The 21,142-nt window shown below is 34.8% G+C and carries 11 protein-coding genes; 6 read left to right on the forward strand and 5 right to left on the reverse strand.

Going from position 1 to position 21,142, the window contains the following annotated elements; genetic code table 11:
• Window positions 1-951 precede the first annotated feature (951 nt).
• Window positions 952-1,242, reverse strand: a complete 291-nt coding sequence (locus B5X64_RS16655; protein WP_079466319.1) for a helix-turn-helix domain-containing protein — start codon at window positions 1,240-1,242, stop codon at window positions 952-954.
• A 185-nt stretch (window positions 1,243-1,427) separates the two neighbouring features.
• On the opposite strand from B5X64_RS16655, the gene ccoN reads away from it, so the two are divergent.
• The 5 genes from ccoN (at window position 1,428) to B5X64_RS16680 (ending at window position 13,677) form a co-directional block, all read left to right on the forward strand.
• Window positions 1,428-3,707: a cytochrome-c oxidase, cbb3-type subunit I gene (gene ccoN, locus B5X64_RS16660; RefSeq protein ID WP_079466320.1), complete on the forward strand. Its 2,280-nt coding sequence runs from the start codon at window positions 1,428-1,430 to the stop codon at window positions 3,705-3,707.
• Window positions 3,708-3,725: 18 nt separating this feature from the next.
• Window positions 3,726-4,604, forward strand: a complete 879-nt coding sequence (locus B5X64_RS16665; protein WP_079466321.1) for a cbb3-type cytochrome c oxidase N-terminal domain-containing protein — start codon at window positions 3,726-3,728, stop codon at window positions 4,602-4,604.
• A 406-nt stretch (window positions 4,605-5,010) separates the two neighbouring features.
• Complete coding sequence (locus B5X64_RS16670) at window positions 5,011-10,059, forward strand: translocation/assembly module TamB domain-containing protein (protein WP_079466322.1); 5,049 nt, start codon at window positions 5,011-5,013, stop codon at window positions 10,057-10,059.
• Entirely contained in the window at window positions 10,059-12,407 is a 2,349-nt protein-coding gene (tamL, locus tag B5X64_RS16675) for a translocation and assembly module lipoprotein TamL (protein ID WP_079466323.1), read from the forward strand. The genes B5X64_RS16670 and tamL overlap by 1 nt, the downstream gene beginning before the upstream one ends.
• Window positions 12,408-12,744: 337 nt before the next feature.
• On the forward strand, window positions 12,745-13,677 hold the full coding sequence (locus tag B5X64_RS16680) for a YihY/virulence factor BrkB family protein (protein WP_079466324.1): 933 nt from the start codon (window positions 12,745-12,747) through the stop codon (window positions 13,675-13,677).
• 38 nt (window positions 13,678-13,715) lie between these two features.
• On the opposite strand, the gene argS is transcribed toward B5X64_RS16680, so the two are convergent.
• The 4 genes from argS to B5X64_RS16695 all read right to left on the reverse strand — a co-directional run bounded on the left by argS (window position 13,716) and on the right by B5X64_RS16695 (window position 20,311).
• Window positions 13,716-15,473 (reverse strand): arginine--tRNA ligase, encoded by a 1,758-nt coding sequence (gene argS, locus B5X64_RS16685; RefSeq protein ID WP_079466390.1) that lies wholly within the window; start codon window positions 15,471-15,473, stop codon window positions 13,716-13,718.
• A gap of 116 nt (window positions 15,474-15,589) precedes the next feature.
• Complete coding sequence (locus tag B5X64_RS23380; RefSeq protein ID WP_115950253.1) at window positions 15,590-15,724, reverse strand: bacteriocin-like protein; 135 nt, start codon at window positions 15,722-15,724, stop codon at window positions 15,590-15,592.
• An 85-nt stretch (window positions 15,725-15,809) separates the two neighbouring features.
• A complete protein-coding gene (locus B5X64_RS16690; protein WP_079466325.1) occupies window positions 15,810-17,273 on the reverse strand; it encodes a SusD/RagB family nutrient-binding outer membrane lipoprotein in 1,464 nt (487 codons plus the stop codon).
• A gap of 11 nt (window positions 17,274-17,284) precedes the next feature.
• Complete coding sequence (locus B5X64_RS16695; protein ID WP_079466326.1) at window positions 17,285-20,311, reverse strand: SusC/RagA family TonB-linked outer membrane protein; 3,027 nt, start codon at window positions 20,309-20,311, stop codon at window positions 17,285-17,287.
• A gap of 134 nt (window positions 20,312-20,445) precedes the next feature.
• Between B5X64_RS16695 and B5X64_RS16700 the strand changes: the two genes are divergently transcribed.
• Entirely contained in the window at window positions 20,446-21,030 is a 585-nt protein-coding gene (locus B5X64_RS16700) for a ribonuclease HII (protein WP_079466391.1), read from the forward strand.
• The last annotated feature ends 112 nt before the right edge of the window (window positions 21,031-21,142 follow it).

The raw sequence follows: 21,142 nt of genomic DNA on the forward strand, positions 1-21,142 counted from the left end.
TCGTTTTTCAGTGGGGCAAAAGTAGAACTTTTTAATAACACAATCCTAATTTAATTAAACTTAAGTTTAAGTTTAATTAATATTTAAACTTAAACAACTGGTTACGTGGAACAATCATTTTAAAGGATTAAATAGAAGTTGTTGGAGCGTTGGAGTCTTGGAGCGTTGGTGTGTTGGTGTGTTGGTGTGTTGGTGTGTTGGTGTCGCTCCTACGGAACTCATAATATAATCATATCATTAGGTTACAAGATGCGCTCAATTGTACGAATTACTTTTTCTGCACTGATACTACTTCATACAAAGGGAAAGATATTGTTTGTGTAAAGGGTATTGAGATAATATTTAGAATAAATGAAAGGAGTATAAGAAAATAATGAATAGATCGTATCGCAACGATAGACTAAGATTTATTACAGCATAATCTTTATAAGGTAAACAAGGGGCGCTTCGCTTAACAAACACAAACAAAGGGGGATTTGATAAAGGTTATTCTGTTCTTCGATAATCCTCGTTGGGCAAATATGAAATTTGAATAACACCCAAGGTTTTGATTAAACAATAAAGAGGTTTTTAGAGAAAATACTTTAATGACTATAACTGAAAATTTTGATCAATACCTTCTTTATAATAGACAGGTCGCTCCTCCGGAGCTTAATCTCTTATTTTTGTTACTCCTCCTATTAACTGGTCGCCACTCTGTGGCTTTTGAAAAAATTGAGTGAAAATCAGAGGTGATAAAAAAAAGCTCTAAATAGGTTCTTCTTTACATTGTGGTTAAAATTTGAACTGTAAACTCTGGTATGTTTACTTAGGAACTCTTTCCTAGCCCGGATTGAACGGTATGTTTGAGCTCTTTTTGCATAAAAGGAAAGGCAAGGCGCAAAAAAGCGAGTAGTGAAAGCTGGAAATAGCTACTGAAGAAAAATCTATATATAAGGATAGATGAAATTGTTACAAATCTTTAGGCAAAGCGATATTATTTTGTTTCATATATTCAATAAGCTCATTGTATTTGTCTTCGTAATCATTTGTACCACATTTGTGGGAGATGCTACAGATATCAGATGGTTTTATATCTAGAATGTTTGAAACTTTTGTGAGAATTTCGAGATTGATTTTTACTTTTGAATTTTCGATATCAGAATATGCTTTTTGTGAAATCCCCATTTCAAACGCCATGTATTCCTGAGTAAGGTCACGGTCACGTCTTATTTTTCTGATATTTTGTCCACAAATTTTCATTACACAATAGCTTTAGTAGTTTTCGGTATATTTTAGAAGTATATCTAATAGCCTTAGACAAAGTTAGTAAATACCTTTGTCAAAACATTACACAAGCAGCATGATATTTATTTTCAGGCCCTCGAAAACCTTTATGTAAGGGAGGTTCTGCAAAAAAATATTGTTCGCTGCGAGACACAAGACTTATGGAGACGCAAAAATTTAATTATGACAATAATATTGTCAGAGCATTCCTGTATGCTACAATCGTATTCGGAATTATTGGTTTTATTTTAGGATTAACCGCTGCTTTGATGCTATTTTATCCTGAATTACCTGAATTTTTATTTGGAACTGACGATACGACCATTCAGAGTTTAAGAAGTGGGAATATTCAGGGGCTAGTTAATTCGCAGGGTGCTTTAGGATTTGGAAGGATCAGAATGCTTCATACCAGTGCCGTAATTTTTGCCTTTGTTTGTAATTCTTTCTTCTGCGGTGCTTATTACAGTATGCAGAGACTTTTGAAAACAAGAATGTACAGCGATACTTTATCATGGATCCATTTCTGGACGTGGCAAATTATGATCATTGCGGTTGTCATTACTTTTTTAATGGGGATCAATACTTCAAAAGAATATGCTGAACACGAATGGCCGATCGATATTTTGATCACTTTCTCTTGGGTAATTTTCGGTATCAATATGTTTGGAACGATTGCCAAAAGAAGAGTACGTCATTTATATGTAGCCATTTGGTTTTATATTGCAACTTGGATCGCGGTTGCAATGCTTCATATCTTTAATAATTTAGAAGTTCCATTATCTTTTACAAGCTGGAAATCATATTCTGCTTATGCAGGAGTAAAAGACGCGTTGGTACAATGGTGGTACGGTCATAATGCGGTTGCATTCGTCTTGACGACACCGGTTTTAGGTTTAATGTATTACTTCATGCCTAAAGCTGCAAACCGACCAGTCTTTTCATATAAACTTTCAATTATTCACTTTTGGTCATTGATCTTCGTATATCTTTGGGCAGGACCTCACCATCTTCAATATACGGCTTTACCAGCATGGGCTCAAGCAGTAGGAACAGGTTTCTCAATCATGTTGATCGCTCCGTCTTGGGGTGGAATGCTGAACGGGTTATTAACCTTACGAGGAGCTTGGGATAAAGTAAGAGAAAATCCTATTCTAAAATTCTTTGTCGTTGCTGTAACGTGTTACGGAATGGCAACCTTCGAAGGACCACTTTTAGCAACAAAATCTTTAAATAAAATTGGACACTATACAGATTGGGTAATTGGTCACGTTCACTTAGGAGCTTTAGGCTGGAATGGTTTTATGGCATTCGGAGTTATCTATTATTTGATTCCTATTATGTGGAAAACCGAACTTTGGTCTAAAAAATTAGCCAACTGGCATTTCTGGCTGGGAACTTTAGGAATTATTTTCTATGCCGTACCAATGTATATCGCTGGGTTTACTCAAGGTTTGATGTGGAAACAATTCAACCCGGACGGAACTTTATTGTGGAAAAACTGGCTAGATACCGTTACTGCGATTATTCCATACTTTAAAATGAGATTCTTAGGGGGATTATTTTATCTGAGTGGAGCCATTTTAATGGTTGTCAATGTTTACAAAACAATCAAAGCCGGGTCATTCCAGAAAAATGTTCCTGCAGAAGCACCAGCTTTAGCAAATGTTGGTTCAGGCAGAAAAGAAGGCGAAGGTGTACATCTTTGGCTGGAAAGAACTCCTCACCTATTATCAATATTAGCTTTTGTAGCAATTGCAATCGGTGGATTGGTCGAAATTGTTCCTACGCTAACTGTAAAAAGCAACCTGCCAACAATATCTGCTGTAAAACCCTATTCACCGTTAGAACTTGAAGGTAGAGATCTCTATGTAAGAGAAGGCTGTAACTCGTGTCACTCACAAATGATAAGACCATTCCGTGATGAAGTAACAAGATTTGACGGTAAAAACGGGCAGTATTCTAAAGCTGGGGAATTCGTTTACGACAGACCATTCCTTTGGGGATCAAAAAGAACAGGACCCGATCTTCACAGAGAAGGTGCAAGAAATCCAGATTCATGGCACTTTAAACATATGTACAACCCAAGAATTACTTCTGCAGGTTCTATTATGCCGCGTTTCCCTTGGTTGATTACCAATAGACTGGATCGTTCTCAAATGATTGATAAAATGAAACTGATGAAAAATACTTTTGATGTTCCGTACACCAAAGCACAGATAGACTCAGCAGATCAATGGGCAAATAATCAGTCACAAGCGATTGTAAAAAGAATTTATTCTGAAGCTACCGATGTAAAAGACCAAATGGATAAAGAAAAAATTGCCAAAGGAAACAATTTTGTACCAATGGAGCAAAGAGAAATCATCGCAATGATTGCCTATCTGCAAAGACTGGGGACAGACATCAAAACGACAGATATCAAAACAGCAAGCGTAGATTAATTTTAAATATCAATTAAAATGAAAACGAGAACCCCCATATCTATATATATAGCAATAACGATTGGTATTACCATAATGGCGTTCGAAATGTTCGCACAAGATGCCAATTATTTTTCTACTCCTTTCTTTTGGGCATTGTTGATTATCATCACTATTTTATTGCTCATTATGAATTCTATCGGAGATTTGGTAGAAAACGAAAAATTCGCCAGACTCACCGATGAAGAAAAGCAGGAATATATCACCAACGACACAACCCCATATTTTCAGAAGCTTTGGAATTCGGCTTTTAAAAAACAATCTCAAACTGAAGAAAAAGATATTCTGATCGATCACGGTTTCGATGGAATTACCGAGCTCGACAACTCTTTACCCAAATGGTGGATTGGTCTCTTTTATTTCGGGATGATATTCTGCGCAGTTTATCTTATTGCTTTTGCCTTTACAGATTATGCTCATCCTGAAGCAGAATATGATAAAGAAGCCAAATTACAATTGGCATCTATTGCAGAATACGAAAAAAATGCGCCACCTGTTAATTTAGAAACCGCAAAATACAGTGCAGATTTTGTAGCAGAAGGTGAGCAACTTTTTAAAACCAATTGTGTAACCTGCCATGCAGACGGAGGAAAAGGCGGCATCGGACCAAACCTTACCGATACACACTGGATCAACATCAAAGAGAAAAGTTTGTTTAAAAATGTTTTCTGGATGCTTGAAAACGGCTCCCCCAACAATCCTACAATGCGTCCTTTCATAAAAGACGGAACCATTACCGGAAGAGACGCAGAAAAAATCGCATCCTATATTTATCACATCAATCAGGAAAAATCTCCTATTACAGAAAAACAGGGTGGCGCAGCGCCACAAGGTGAACCTGTAAAATGGCAAGAATAATTAACTCATCTAAATATATATAAACTATGAATTGAATCTCCATCAGATGTATGTCACGGTTGTAACTCAACTAACATCTGAAAACCTATTCACTTTAAATATTCCATAATATTTAATAGCAACCGAGACATACATCAACACAAAAACCTGTTCACTGAGCAGGTTTTTGTATTTAAAAGATACCACATCTTTAGTAAATTTTAACAATTTTACGGTGTTGGCAAACATATTGCTCATGTTTTAAACAAAGCCCTTTCAGCGGGCTTTTTTCAAAAAAAGTAAATCATGGTACAGCTCATCAAATTTCAAATTTTTAAAATTTAAGTTAAAATGCGTATTTTTAAACATCGATGATCAAAACACTCATCAATCAAAAAAAGTATTTATTGGCTAAATCACAGAAATTTTGAAAATAAAATTTAATAAAAGAAAAATTCTCAGAGGTATTGTTATTACAATTATCTCTTTTATCGTTTTAATCATCCTGCTCATCTTAAGTTTAAGACTTCCGGCAGTTCAAAACTTTGTAAAAGATAAACTGATCGTTTACCTCGAGAAAAAAATAAAAACCAAAGTAAGCCTCGAGAAAGTATATATTGGTTTTCCAAATAGTTTGGTGATGGAAAACCTGTATCTGAAAGGTCAAAATATTGACACATTGCTTTCTGCAAGAAAAGTAGACGTAGGTTTAGATATGTGGCAGCTTATGAATTCTAAAGCCGATCTTACTTCGATCGATTTAGAGGGTGTTCGTGCCAATGTGGTTAGAAATCCTCAGGGAAAATTTAATTTCGATTATATTATTGATGCGTTTGCGACTTCAGATAAAGAACAGGAACAAAAACCTTCAAAACCTTTTATTATCTCTCTTGATAAAATTAAATTAAAAGATATTGGGATCACTTTCAACGATCAGCAATCCCGAAATGATATTAAAGTATATTTCAAATCTTTTGATACCCGAGTAAAAACTTTTGACCTTCAAAACAATTCGTATGCAGTCAACGATATTAATCTTGACGGATTAAAATTAAAACTGAAACAAGATTTGGTGAAGGAAGTTGCTGCCAATGTTGAACAAAAGGTAGATTCTCTGAATCAGAAAAAGGCGATGAAATTAGGTTTAAACAAAATAAACCTGACCAATTTTGACATTGACTACGGCGACGACAATACCAAAACTTTTGCAAAAGTTATTTTTAAAGAATTAAGCACGAAGGTTAACAACATTGATCTTGAAAACAATGATTATAATGTTGGAAATGTTTATTTAACTGGAGCAAATATTAATGCCAACTTATTTCTTCCGACTGAAAACGCCAATCCTAAAAATGAAGAAAAACCTGAAGTTTCAAAAAATTCTGCAAAAGAAAAAGCAATGAAAGTTCTTTTGGGGAAACTTCTTTTGGACGATGTGAAAGTTGTTTACAACAATACAGCCATTGCTCCCACAAAAAGCGGAATGGATTTTAACCATCTTAATTTTGCTACATTAAATATTGACGTCCGAGATTTCAAAATGGAAAACAATGGTTTTGCAGGAAGTGTAAAATCAGCAGAAATACAGGAAGCAAGAGGTTTGAATATACAGAAATTCAACACCGATTTTGTGTATGCAGAAAAAGAAGCCTATCTAAAAAATCTTTATTTACAAACTCCGAAAACTATTCTGCGAGACGAAGTTATTTTAAATTACAATTCGATTGATCAATTATCATCTAATCTTGGAGCGGTAAAAATTTCTGCCGACATCCGTGATTCTAAAATTGGTTTTGCTGACATTTTAAATATTGTTCCTACTTTAAAAAACACGGCACCGTTCAACAAATATCCGAATGCTACATTGAATGTAAATGCTTTGGTCAACGGAACAGTGAATGATTTAACAATTCAAAATTTAAAAGTTTCTGGTTTAGACCAATTGAGGGTTTTGGCTTCAGGGAAAATCAAAAATGCGATGAATCCGGATCAGTTGTATTATGATTTAAAAGTAGCAGAACTTGCGTCTTCATCCAAAACCATTTATAATTTAGTTCCAAAAAATACAATTCCGAACAATATTACTCTGCCTTCTTCATTTACAATCCGAGGAACGGCAAAAGGTACAACGAAAGTGGTGGATACCAATTTACGTCTGACTTCCACTTTAGGAAATGCTGCCGTTATTGCTAAAGCCGATATGCGCAGAAAAAACAGAGAAACTTTTGATGTAAAAGCAAACCTGCAGAGTCTTCAAATCGGAAAACTGATTCAAAATAAAGATATAGGAAGCATTACTGCCCAGATCAACGCAAAAGGACAAGGTTTTGATCCGAAAACAATGTCTGCAAATCTTTCGGGTGATGTACAATCTGCAACTTACAACGGCTATACCTATCAGAATCTGAATCTGAAAGGGAAAATAAACCGTGGTGCTTATGATATCGATTTAAACTCAAAAGACCCGAATGCCAATCTACATCTTGCCGCTTCCGGAGTTTATGATGAGAAAAATCCTACCGTAAAAGTTAATGGAAACATCAATAAATTAGATCTTAATAAATTAGGATTCTACAGTTCACCAATGATTATTGCAGGTGGAATTGACGGAGATTTTAAAAGTCTCGATCCTGATAATTTGAACGGTTATCTTAATTTAAAAGATTTTGCCATTTCAGATGCCAAAGAAGTCTACCCTATTCAGGAAGTTAGGCTGAATGCGGTTTCTACGGCAGACTCAACTTTAATTAAATTCAATTCGCAGATTGCAGATGTTGAACTGAACGGTAAATATAAACTTACACAGATTTTCGGAGCTTTAAGCCAGACGATCAATCAGTATTATCAGTTTCAGAAACCCGGCAAAGCGCAGAAAATAGATGCCGGACAATTTTTCACCATCAATGCAACGATTAAAAATGATGATCTGATTAGAAAATTTGTACCAGATCTGAAAAGCTTTGAAACCATCAATATCACAGGAAATTACAACGCAGATTCTCAGAAAATAGAATTGGATGCAAAAATTCCACAGGTTTTGTATGGCGCAAATTCTTTGGAAAATACAAGCTTAAAAATCACTAACGAAAATCAGGCTTTACAATACAATCTTGATGTTGCGGCTTTGAAAAGTGAAAGTTTTGCTATAAATAAAGTGAATATCAATGGTGATGTTGCCAATAACATTATCAATTATAATATCACCACAAAAGATGATAAAGATGCCACGCAATTCCTGATTGCAGGGAATGCCAAATCGTTGAATGATGTTACCGAAATATCGCTGAATCCTAATGGTTTAAAATTAAATTATATGGATTGGACGGTTGCTGAAAACAATAAAATTCAGATTTTCAGTCAGGGAATTGTTGCAGATAATTTTAAACTTTCCAATTCGGGAGCAGAAATTTCTTTGCAGTCTGAAAGCAGCTCACCAACCAGTCCGCTGAATGTTTCTTTAAAAGATTTTAAAATAGAAACGATTACAGAGATCATCAAAAAAGATTCATTGTTGGCTAAAGGAACCATCAACGGAACAGCACAGTTGAGAGATTTAACCAAAAACATGACCTTCACTTCAGACATCAATGTTTCTGATCTGATCGTTTATGGAAGTCCGGTTGGGAATTTAGCGATAAAAGTCAATAACCAATCAGCCAATCTTCTGAACGCCGATATTGCACTTTCCGGGAATAATAATGATGTGAAAATCTTAGGAAGTTACAACACTTCTTCGAGTACGTTTGATTTAAACTTAGATATGAATCAGCTTCAGATGAAAACACTTCAGGGCTTTTCTATGAACGCGATTACAAATACGGAAGGGTATCTTTCGGGAGATCTTAAAATTACCGGAACGACGACTGCACCGAAAATTCTTGGTGATATAAAACTTAATAATGTCGGCTTAATGATTGCTCAAACCGGAAGCGATTTCAGAAACATCAATGATAAAATAGGATTTACCAACCGCGGAATTGAGTTTGACAACTTTAAAATTAAAGACAAAGACGGAAATTCTTTGAATATCGACGGACAGATTTTAACGCAGACCTACAGAGATTTTGCATTTAACTTAGATTTAAAAGCTAAAGACTTCAAGGTCGTAAATTCTGAAAAATCAAATGACGCCATGATGTACGGAATTCTGGCGATCGATGCGGCATTAAAAGTTGGCGGAAATTTAGATTTACCAAAAGTTGACGGAAGGTTATCTGTTTCAGAAGCGACTGATTTTACTTTTGTGCTTCCGCAATCGAGCCCATCGTTACAGGAGAGAGACGGAATTGTGGAATTCATCGATCAGGATCAGGTTGCTTTAAATAAAACCATCAAAGCCGATTCTCTCAATGCGCAAAGCCCAATCAAAGGATTGGATGTAAGTGTGAATATAGAAGTTGATAAAGAAGCAAAAATGTCGATCATTATTGACAAAGCCAATGGAGATTTTGTGAAACTTCAGGGTGAAGCAGATTTGACAGGCGGAATTGATCCTTCGGGAAAAACTACTTTAGTAGGAGTTTATCAGGTAGAAAAAGGAAGTTACGAAATGTCTGTAAGCCTTCTGAAAAGAAAATTTGACATCCAAAAAGGAAGTACTATAACCTGGACTGGTGAACCTACAACCGCCAAACTGGACATTACCGCTATCTACAAAACCAATGCGGCACCTATTGATCTTGTGGAACAGCAGTTTGGAGGTAATCCGGCAGATCTCAATCAGTTTAAACAGAGAATTCCGTTTAACACATTACTGATTCTGAAAGGAGAACTTTTGAAACCTGAAATATCTTTTGATATAACTACAGACGAAAAAAACAATGCGGTATCTTCTACCGTGACAGAAACAATAGACGGAAAACTTGCCCAATTGCGACAAGATGAAAACGAAATGAACAAACAGGTTTTTGCCTTGCTTTTATTGAATCGTTTTATCGGAGAAAATCCTTTTGAAAGCAATTCCGGAGTTTCTGCTGAAACCATGGCGAGACAGAGTGTGAGCAAAATTCTTTCGCAACAGCTTAATAATATTGCCTCGAATCTTATCAAAGGTGTAGACCTGAATTTTGACCTTGAATCTACTGAAGATTATTCTACCGGAACTCAAAATACAAGAACCGATCTGAATATCGACATCAGCAAAAAACTACTGAATGATCGTTTGAAAGTTACTGTAGGAAGTAATTTCGGATTGGAAGGTGAAGCGAGACAAAACGAAAACACGACCAATATTGCCGGAGACGTCACCATAGATTATAGTCTTTCGAGAGATGGCAGATATATGTTGAGAGCGTACCGAAAAAATGATTACCAGGTTGCTTTGCAAGGACAGATTGTAGAAACCGGAGTTGGATTTATCATCACTTTAGATTACGATAAATTCTGTGATATCTTCCGTAAATCTAGAAATAATAGAAACAAGGAAAACAGAGAAAATAAAAGAAAACAAGATAACCAAGTTGTAGAATTTAAATAATGAAGAATAAGTTTAACATATACTGCAAATATTTTTTGGCATCGGGAGTTACGGTGGCTGTTATTTCTTGTAGCAATACCAAATTTCTGAAAGACGGACAAATGCTCTACACCGGAGCCGAAGTGAAAATAGAAAGTGATAGTCTTACAAAAAAAGAAAAAAGCGAATTACAGTCTGCACTCGAAGAAAATCTTACCCCAAAACCTAATTCTACTTTTCTTGGCTTAAGACCCAAATTGTATGCTTACAATACTACGAAAGAACCCAAAAAAGAAAAAGGTTTAAAATATTGGCTGAAATATAAATTTGGTGAAGAACCTGTATTACTAGGAGATGTTGACAGAGAATTTAACAAAGATATTATTGTAAATTATTCTGAAAACAAAGGCTATTTTAATGCAAAAGCAAAATACGACACGGTTTCAAAAAATAAAAAAGCGCAGGTAATTTACACCTTAAATCCTGGAGCAAGATATTTAATCAGTAATGTCAATTTCCCACAAGATTCTACGCTTATTAATACTGAAATTCAGAATTTAAAAACGAAAACTTTACTTAAATCCGGAAATCCTTTTGATCTTGATGTCATCAAAAACGAACGACAAAGAATTGATGATGGTTTAAAAGACAAAGGTTTTTATTATTTTAGTCCGGATAATATTATCGTACAGGCAGACAGTACAGTTACTAAAGAGCCGAAAGTAGAGCTCATTGTAAAATTGAAAGACAACACGCCGAAATTGGCAACCGAGCAGTTTACGATCGACAAAGTTGTCGTTTTCCCTAATTACAATCTTCGTGAGGCTAAAAAAGGAAAATACAATATCCCAATGAATCCTGATTCTTTGAAAGGATATGAGTACAACGATATTTACGTAGTTGATCCTGATAAAAAATTTAAACCTAGAATTTTTGACAGAGCTCTGTACTTTAACAAAGGAGATATTTACAACAGAAAAGACCACAATTTATCGCTTAATAGATTGATAAGTCTCGGTGTTTTTAAATTTGTGAAAAATGACTTTGTTGTATCAGATTCTTTGAATCATAAGTTTGATGCCTATTATGTATTAACTCCAAGAGAGCTTCAATCTTTACGTTTGGAGGCTTTAGGAAGAACCAATTCTGCAAATTATGCTGGAAGTGAATTAAATTTAAACTGGACACAAAGAAACTTTTTCCGTGGCGCGGAACAGTTTAAAGCTTCTGTTTATGGAGCATTTGATGTACAAATCGGAGGTCCTGAAGACGCGGAAAATATTTTCAGAGCAGGAACCAATGTACAATTATCGATTCCGAGAATTGTAGCACCTTTCCGTTTTAATTCTTCGAGTGCTTTTGTACCGAGAACCAATATTAAACTAGGCTATGAGTTTCAGAACAGAACCACTTTATACTCTTTAAATACATTTAATGCATCATTTGGATATCAATGGAAAGAAAATGTAAGAAAAGAACACGAACTTAATGTAATAGATGTTTCTTTAATTCGTCCGGCAGATATTACTGAAAAATTTGTAACTAAATCTCAAGGCAACCCTTACCTTCAAAGAATAACTGATAAGCAACTTATTTTCGGGCCAACCTATTCTTACACCTACTCCACAACAATGCTTCCGAGAAAAAATACATTCTATTATAAAGGAATGTTAGATTTGGCAGGAAATATTACGGGTCTTGTAACCGGAGCCAATAAAAAAGAAGGAAAGGAGAAAACAATTTTCGGAGTTCCTTTCAGCCAATATGCTAAGATTGAAAATGATCTAAGATTCTATCATAAGTTTAATGAAAAAACATCATTCGCTTCACGCTTTATTGCTGGAGCTGCCATTCCGTACGGAAATTCAGAACATATTCCTTTCTCACGACAGTTTTTTGTGGGGGGAAGTAACAGTATCAGAGCATTCAGAGCAAGAACTTTAGGTCCTGGAAGTTACGATCCTAGAGGAGAAGATAATAGCAGAGCTGTTTTTGATCAGTCCGGAGATGTAAAATTAGAATTGAATGCAGAATACAGAGCTAATCTTTATAAATTCTTAAATGTTGCCGCATTTGTTGATGCCGGAAATATCTGGTTGATTAATGATGACATCGATGATAAAGGAGTTAATACAAGACCGGGAGGGAAATTTTCTAAAGAATTTTTAAGTGAAATTGCCGTGGGTGCAGGAGTTGGTTTACGACTTGACTTTTCAATTTTAGTGTTAAGACTTGATTTGGCAATGCCTTTGCGTGTTCCTTATTATGAAAAAGGTGACCGATGGACTTTCGACAGAATCAATTTTGGAGATTCCAGCTGGAGAAAAGATAATCTGATTCTGAATATTGCCATTGGATATCCTTTCTAAAAAGATATGGCAGTTGGCGAATAGTTAATGGCTTATTGCACAAAAAAACAACACAATATTTCAATATCAATAGGAACGGGCTTTAGCCCGTTTTTAGTTTAATACAATTCAACGGTTTTAGCCAATATACTACATTTTTAATTGAAGGAATCAGCAATTCGATTAGATTAAACTGCCATTTACCGATTACCAGGCAAATTTATTTTCTTTTGTATATTGAAATTCACTTAAAGGAATAATCTTTGCGTTAAATTGTGAAACAACAATATTGTCATTTCTTGATTTCAAACTGAGGACAATATTAATATCATCAAACCACATCTATTAATATTCTACTATGCTAAAAGAACTAAAGTTTTTCTGGGAAACCGTCAAAGAAACATTTACAGAATGGAACAACTCCTCCGCTTCCAATGATTCAGCAAGTCTGGCTTATTATGCCATTTTCTCAATCCCGGGTTTACTGATTATCATTATCTGGATTGCAGGATATTTTTTCGGTGAAGAAGCTATCCGCGGACAAATCAGTACACAGATCAGCGGATTGATGGGACAGGATGTTGCCAAAAGTATTCAGGATATGATTGCAGGAGCGCTTATTGATAAAGAAAATATTTTCATGAAAATTGTAGGAATCGGATCATTGGTCTATGGTTCTACTACCCTATTTTTTCAGTTGCAGAAATCGTTGAATAATCTTTGGGATGTAGAAGCAGCTCCCAAAAAAGCTTTGATCAAATTTCTTCTAGATCGTGCCAATTCTTTAGGTATGATTTTAATTTTAGGATTTCTACTGATGATCACGATGGTTTTATCATCATTAATTGGACTTTTTAATAATTTCATCACTACTTATTTTGGGCTAGAAACTTATATCATTGTAGAAATTATTAATTTTACTGTAGGATTTTTAGTTATTGTAGTCCTTTTTGCATTGATGTTTAAAGTACTGCCCGATGTAGAAATCAACTGGAAATCTGTTTGGAAAGGTGCTTTGTTAACCGCCGCTCTGTTTACTTTAGGTAAATTTTTGCTAAGCCTTTACTTCGGACAGTTTAAACCTACCTCAGCATTCGGAACTGCCGGAACGGTGATTTTAATTATGATGTGGATTAATTATTCGTGTATGCTGATTTTCTTCGGCGCAGAATTTACTAAAGTGTATACCTATAAAAGAGGTTATAAAATTGAACCTTCAAAACATGCTAAATGGAGCAGTGCAAAATTGTACAGAGACAGCCAAAATCAAAACGAATCGATTCAAGTTTAAAATAAAAATCCTCCCGAAATTTTCAGGAGGATTTGTTTTTACATTCTGTTTACAGTTCCTATTCCCAGTAAGCTTAATGATTTTTGTATTGTTTTGCCTGTTGCTTCAGATAAATTTAAACGGAATTGTTTTAAATCTTCATCTTCAAGTTTCAGAATCACATTGCTCTGATAAAATGAGTTGTAAGATTTCACCAAATCATATACATAATTGGCAACCAAAGCCGGGCTTAATAATTCTGCTGCTTTCTCAACAACAGTCTTATAGTTTGCTAAAAGTACAATAAGCTCTTTTTCAAATTCATTTAAAGAAACTTCGGCAATATCTTTGTATTCGTAATTTGCCTTCGCTATCAAAGACTGAATACGTGCATAAGTATATTGAATGAAAGGTCCTGTATTTCCGTTAAACTCAATACTTTCAGCCGGATTAAAGAGCATCTTTTTCTTTGGATCTACTTTCAGCATGAAATATTTTAACGCTCCTAAACCAACTGTTTCGTATGAAGATTCTTTTTCTTCAGGAGAAAGAGTTTCAAGCTTTCCTAATTCCTGAGACTTTGCTTTTGCAGTTTCATACATTTCCTGCATCAAATCATCCGCATCTACAACCGTACCTTCACGGGATTTCATTTTCCCTTCCGGAAGTTCAACCATTCCATAAGACAAATGATATAAATGATTTGCCCATTCATATCCTAATTTTCCTAAGATTTTAAATAAAACCTGGAAATGATAATCCTGTTCGTTTCCTACCGTATAAATTAATTTCTGAATATTATTTTCTTTAAAACGCTCAACCGCCGTTCCCAGATCCTGAGTCATATACACAGAAGTTCCGTCTGAACGAAGCAAAAGTTTCTCGTCTAAACCTTCATCCGTTAAATCACACCAAACTGAGCCGTCTTCTTTCTGATACAGCACCCCTTTATCTAAACCTTCCTGAATAAGATCTTTTCCTAAAATATAAGTATTGCTTTCATACTGTACCTGATCGAAATCTACTCCCAATCTTTTATAAGTCTGATTGAAACCTTCATAAACCCAAGAGTTCATTTCAGCCCAAAGATTTCTTACTTTTTCATCGCCATTTTCCCAATCCAAAAGCATTTGTTGGGCTTCTTTCATTAAAGGAGCCTCTTTTTTAGCCTGATCTTCTGTGCTTCCATTCGCAATAAGTTCAGCTATTTCTTTTTTGTATTCCTGGTCAAATTTTACATAGTAGTTTCCTACAAATTTATCTCCTTTCGTTTCTGCATTCGGTGTTTCTCCTTTTCCAAATTTTTCCCAAGCCAACATCGATTTACAGATATGAATTCCTCTATCGTTAATGATCTGACTTTTTATCACATCATAACCCGCTTCTTTAAGAATCTGAGCGACAGAAAAACCTAATAAGTTATTTCTGATATGACCTAAATGCAGCGGTTTGTTGGTATTTGGTGAAGAATATTCCACCATTACGGTCGCATTTTTCTTTTCTACATTTGAAAACTGTTCAGAAACCGTTCTAAACTGATCTACGAAGAATTGGTTTTTAACTTTTACATTTAAAAATCCTTTTACCACATTAAAACTTTCAAGCAATTCAGTTTGAGTTGTTAATCCTTCTCCCAATTCCACCCCGATGCTTTCTGGGTTTTTCTTCAATTGTTTTACCAAAGGAAAGGTAACAATGGTAAAATCTCCCTCAAACTCAGTTTTATTTTCCTGGATTTCAAGTTTTATATCCTTCAACTGATAGACATTAAGGATAACCTCTGCCAGTTTTTGTTCTAATATGTCTTTAATATTCATGAGCTTATATTCATTTTTTAGGATACATAGAAGTAATCCTAATTTCATATCACAATTTTCAAGTACAAATTTAGTGAAATAAAAAAGACTTCGTTAACGAAGCCTTTTAAAAATTGTTAAGGATTGAGACAATTATAGTCCCAACTTCTGCATTCTCTTAATATGGGATTCCAACTTAAACAGCATGCAGGAGCTTGCCCACCTTGAATTTTTCTAAGATCTTTTTTAGAAAGCTTTTTTAAATTTTTCATAAATATTTTATTTTAAATGGTTAGTAAAAGTATCGCTGAATATATTAAAACCGCACTAAGGCGGTTTTAATATGGATGTTAAAAATTAATTAATATCCCAGAAAACTTTTGTTGTCAGTTTATCACCTCCGATTGCTGAGGCTGCTGAATTCCAATTCGCTCCATTTACAGTTTGCTCATTAATAGGGTAAGTTAATCTGGTAGGAACTTTTCCGGCAGCTGCAGCTACTGCATTAGGTGCTGTTAGCACAGGAGAATCTAATCTTCTATAGAAATTCCAAGATTCAAAACCTCTATTATACATTGCAATCCAAGCTTGTTGACCAATTTTAAGTTTCCAATTCGCAGTAGAAAATACAACATCAGGATTTGCTAAATAGGTAGTAATATCCGTAGCAGGTACTCCCCACTGTTCCATTGATCTTTCAATAGCTGTTTGATAATATTGAGCTGCCGAACTTCCTACAGTGTATCCTCTTGCTGCCGCTTCTGCCAAATAGAAATTAACCTCTGCTGCATCAAATAATATTCCTGTCTTATTGGCAACTAATAAATTGTTTGCAATATGAGAATTTGAACCATATCCATTAGTCAATCCGACAGTTCCGCCAACGTATCCACCTCCAGATACTTCAGTGAAATAAAATGGTCTTCTTGGATCATTCAATCCGTTCATTGCATCTACAATACCTTCTTCCGCTACAAAGTCGTTTCTATTACTTGCAATTACTTCTGCATATAAGCGATTAAAATTGGGTGAAGTTCCATCATATTTAAACAACGAATTCTTAGGATTTGTAAGCATCACCCCCCCGTTATAGGCAGCTTCTACAGTTTGTTTAGCTAGTGTAGGATTTACATCAGCAAGATTAATTCCTATTTTAAGCTTTAAACTGTTCGCAAAAACAATCCAATCTCCAACATTTCCATTGTAAATATTATCTCCAGATTCAAAACTTGCATATCCCGAATCTAAAGTAGATAGCGCTGAGTTTATTCTCGTAATTAAATCTTCATAAATTGTTTTAGCATCATCATATTTTGGCAAAACAATAGTTTCTGGTTGTGCAGCTTCCGAATAAGGAACATTCCCAAAACTATCTACTAAAACCTGATAAGTATAAACTTCCATTAAATTGATGATTGCCAATTTATTTGCCTGCTGTTTTTCCCAAGTTGCCTGTGGCATTAAAGGCGGTTTTACTTCCGTCGCTAAAACTTTTTTTGCTTCATCAAGATTTCCGAGAACATCTGTATATAATGCAAGCCACATATTATCAGGAACTTTTCTTGTTCCTGTAAAATTAAATCTGGCATCATTTCTATATATCGTTGTCGCTAAATAATGCTGAAAAAACCTAAATACATTGAGATTAACACTTGGTGTTTCCATCTGATCCATCAGCTCTTTCTGAGCATTTGTAAACAGTGGTTCAGTCGGAACCTCATAAGGCTGACTTTGATTATTATTAAAATCTTCATCTCCGTTTACACATCCTGTGAGAATTGTTAACGAGCTTATAGTAAGTATTGAAAATATCTTTTTCATTTTAATTCGATTTAGAAGTCTAATTTAACATTGAATGAATAAATACGCGTTGTTGGCATTACCCCTGACTGAAACCCTTGAACGTTACCTGAAGAAGTTCCTGCTTCAGGATCTGCATCTGGAAGATTTTTATGAATAATCCATAGATTTTGTCCCATCAGACTCAAAGTCATTCCTTTAATAAAGGTATTTCTAAGTAAATCAGCAGGCAAGCTATAAGAAATTTTAGCCTCTCTTAACTTTACATATGAAGCATCGTAAACAAAAGCTTCTTGAGGTAAACCTGCGTCTGTTCCAAATGCACCACCGGCTGTAGACGCATCAATTCTAACATTATTTGGAGTGCCATCCTGTTTTACACCTGAAAGGACTATACCTCCACCGTTGTCAAGTGTATTTCTAATAGGATTTCCTAAATCATTTAGTCCTGCAGTATATTCATAGATACCTGTATATCCTCCATAAGACTGATCTAAAGAGTAAACACTACCTCCTTTTCGAACATCAATTAAGAAACCAAGAGAAATATTTTTGTATCTAAATGTATTATAAACACCTCCTATCCAATCTGGCTGTATATTTCCTATAACCTTATCGGTAGCAACTAAGTAATAACCATCATCATCCACTACTTTATTACCATTTGCATCGTAAACAAATCCTGTTCCCCTAAATGTTCCGTAGGCTTCACCAACAGTAGCATTTAATGATGTTTCTTGAAAGCTTGCCAACTGCAAATTATCTCGTCCTTGATTAAGAGCTTTAACTATATTTCTATTACGCGACCAGTTCACATTAATATCCCATTGGAAATTTTCACTTTTTAATGGAACTGCCCCTAAAGCAACTTCAATACCTTTGTTTTCTGTTTCTCCAGCATTAATAAGTGAAAAACTGTACTTAGTTGACGGAGATTGGGGTACGCTAAATAATAAATCTTCTGTATTGGTTTTATACAATGAAACATCCAAAGTTACCCTTCTTTTAAACATTGACGTTTCTAAACCAACTTCCCAGCTTTTTTGTCTTTCTGGTTTTAAACTGTTGAAATCAACGTAAGTATTACTAATATCTGCCATTGGATTATTACTTACCGTTCCTCTGTTAAAAAAGAAGCCCGGTCGTCCAAAATCCGTATCCTTACCTACCTCTGCATAACTTAATCTTACCTTTCCAAAATTTAACCAACTTGGTTTAACCAGTTCACTAAATACGAAACTAGAACCCAAAGAGTAATATGTGTAATTATTATTTACTTTTGGAAGTGCACTGGAAGTATCGTTACGAATAGTACCTTCTAAGAATAAAAATTTATTATAATCAAAAGATGCTTGTGCATAAATTCCCGCTTTCTGCCCTCTTATATTTGTTTCAAGAGGAGGAAAATAAGCTCTCGAATTTCCTATTGTATAAAGATTAGGAATAATCAATCCACCTGTAGTAGAATTCTCAATACTTCTCTGATGCTGATCCATAAACTGACCTCCAGCAATAAAAAGAGCATTTACCTTATCCGAAATATTCAAGTTATACCTTCCAATGATATCATAAGTCTGCCTCATGATTGTATCATCATATACCCAATATCCTGAAGTTTCATCAGCCTGAGCCAAACCAAATTCTTCAGCATGGCTTCCTACAGCCTTTCTAAGCTCTTGTTTGCTATTGGTATAATCTATAGTAGCTCTTCCTAAAATATTAAACTTATCTGTAACATCATAAGATAATTCACCTCCGGCAATTAATCTTGTTTTATCATCAGAAGAATAATTTTTGTATCTGTCCCAATAAGGGTTATTCCAAAATGCTGCAGAAAGATCTCCTTCTAACGGTGCATTCATGTTCCATGTATAATTCTGGCCTGTTCTGAAAAACTCATCTCTTAATTCTAAAACATCTACATTTATCGGCCACCATTGTCGGAAACCAGTCATGATATTATCTCCATAGCCTACAGAATTTCTCCCTACTGTTGTTTGATCATTAAATGTCAAAGAAGTACGAGCGGTAAGTTTATCCGAAAATTTACGGCTGTAATTACCACTTAACATATTTTTGTTTAATCTACTGTTTGGCAGAATACCTGTTTCGTAATTATTGCTAAAGGTTAAGTTATAAGTATTGAGTTCGTCTCCTCCATTTAAATTAAAACTATTTACAAATGATAGAGATTTTTGAAAAAATTTAGAAGGATCATTTCTCGCAGCAGTCCAAGGTGTTGCTTTACCAAAATTAGGATTTCCAGGAACAAAAGAATTCCATTGATAAACCATTAAATTAGGATCAAATGCTGCACCATAAGAAGCATCATCGCCGGTTGGTGCGAGAATATCGATAATTCCGTCACCATTTACATCTTCATTAAAAAAACTATCAGCTCCTGAGTATCCTGCTCCGTATAATTTCTGATATTTAGGAAATGTAGACCTATCGATTTCTCCAACAGAAACCGTTGAGTTTATGGTAAGACCCAATGATTTACTTTTTTTACCTTTTTTAGTCGTAATGATTACTGCCCCATTAGAAGCAAGACTTCCATAAAGAGCAGTCGCAGCTGCACCTTTTAATACGTTGATAGACTCAATATTATTGGGATCAATATCAGACGTTGCATTACCAAAATCGAAACCATCACGTCCTTTTGACGCATCACCAGAATTTAGATTACCACTGACAATAGGAACTCCATCTAAAACAATTAATGCTTGATTATCACCGGTTAAACTTTTAGTTCCTCTTAAGACAATGTTACTAGAACCTCCAAAATTTCCGTTGTTTTTAATCTCCATACCGGCAACTTTCCCCGATAGGTTATTAATAAAGTTATTGGTTGGTACAGAATTGACTTTCTCTGCATCGAGAGACTGAGAAGAATATCCTAGAGCTTTTTTTTCTCTTTTAATACCGAGCGCTGTAACGACTACGGTTTCTATTTCTTGTGTTTTTAGGGTATCTCCCGGTTTTGTTTGTTGCGCGTGGGCAACCACAAAAGACGAGGATAGTACTAAGGATAGTACTCCTGCTGTTAACTTCTTCATATTAATATTAATTTTGTGTTAACAAAGTTGTAAAAAGTTCTCTTATAAAACTGTTAAAATTTAAAAAAATTATTATTTTTAACATAACATTTGAGATTTTATAGCATTTTTACAACTCTTAAATGTTAAAATTTATGGATTTATTAAAGAAATGGTCAAATAATTATATCGAAGCAGGTTGCGACGAAGTAGGAAGAGGTTGTTTGTGCGGGCCTGTGGTTGCGGCAGCAGTAATTTTAGATGAAAATTTTGAGCAGAGCCTTATCAACGATTCAAAAAAACTGAATTTTAAAACGAGGATGGATTTGGATAGTTACATTAAAGATAATGTGAAAAGCTTTGCTATTGCTGAACTTCCACCCTCTTTCATTGATGAACATAATATACTGAACGCCAGCATTCACGCAATGCATCTTGCATTAGATAAGCTCTCCATAAGGCCAGAATTAATTTTGGTAGACGGAAATAAATTTCACCCTTATAATTTCATTCCACATCAATGCATTATTAAGGGAGATTCTAAATTTTTATCAATTGCGGCAGCTTCTATTTTAGCCAAAAATTATAGAGATAAATTAATGATTGAGCTCCACGAAGAACATCCTGAGTATGGTTGGAATACTAACTTTGGTTATGCCACAAAAAAACATCAAGAAGCCCTGATAAAGCACGGCATCACAAAATATCACCGACAATCTTTTCGTTTGAAATATGATTAGATATAAGTCCCTGGTGAATTATCATTAAAGAAATAAGCCACTTTTAAATTTAAATTATTTCTAAATAAAAAAGAGAAGCAATAAATTGCTTCTCTTTCTGTTGTATTATGTT

Source organism: Chryseobacterium balustinum, from assembly GCF_900168205.1.
Taxonomy (GTDB): domain Bacteria; phylum Bacteroidota; class Bacteroidia; order Flavobacteriales; family Weeksellaceae; genus Chryseobacterium; species Chryseobacterium balustinum.

Excerpts from the sequence above, each read along its gene's own strand:
- B5X64_RS16655 (WP_079466319.1), bottom strand. The coding sequence starts at position 1,242 with ATGAAAATTTGTGGACAAAATATCAGAAAAATAAGACGTGACCGTGAC.
- ccoN (WP_079466320.1), top strand. The coding sequence starts at position 1,428 with ATGGAGACGCAAAAATTTAATTATGACAATAATATTGTCAGAGCATTC.
- B5X64_RS16665 (WP_079466321.1), top strand. The coding sequence starts at position 3,726 with ATGAAAACGAGAACCCCCATATCTATATATATAGCAATAACGATTGGT.
- tamL (WP_079466323.1), top strand. The coding sequence starts at position 10,059 with ATGAAGAATAAGTTTAACATATACTGCAAATATTTTTTGGCATCGGGA.
- B5X64_RS16680 (WP_079466324.1), top strand. The coding sequence starts at position 12,745 with ATGCTAAAAGAACTAAAGTTTTTCTGGGAAACCGTCAAAGAAACATTT.
- argS (WP_079466390.1), bottom strand. The coding sequence starts at position 15,473 with ATGAATATTAAAGACATATTAGAACAAAAACTGGCAGAGGTTATCCTT.
- B5X64_RS23380 (WP_115950253.1), bottom strand. The coding sequence starts at position 15,724 with ATGAAAAATTTAAAAAAGCTTTCTAAAAAAGATCTTAGAAAAATTCAA.
- B5X64_RS16690 (WP_079466325.1), bottom strand. The coding sequence starts at position 17,273 with ATGAAAAAGATATTTTCAATACTTACTATAAGCTCGTTAACAATTCTC.
- B5X64_RS16695 (WP_079466326.1), bottom strand. The coding sequence starts at position 20,311 with ATGAAGAAGTTAACAGCAGGAGTACTATCCTTAGTACTATCCTCGTCT.
- B5X64_RS16700 (WP_079466391.1), top strand. The coding sequence starts at position 20,446 with ATGGATTTATTAAAGAAATGGTCAAATAATTATATCGAAGCAGGTTGC.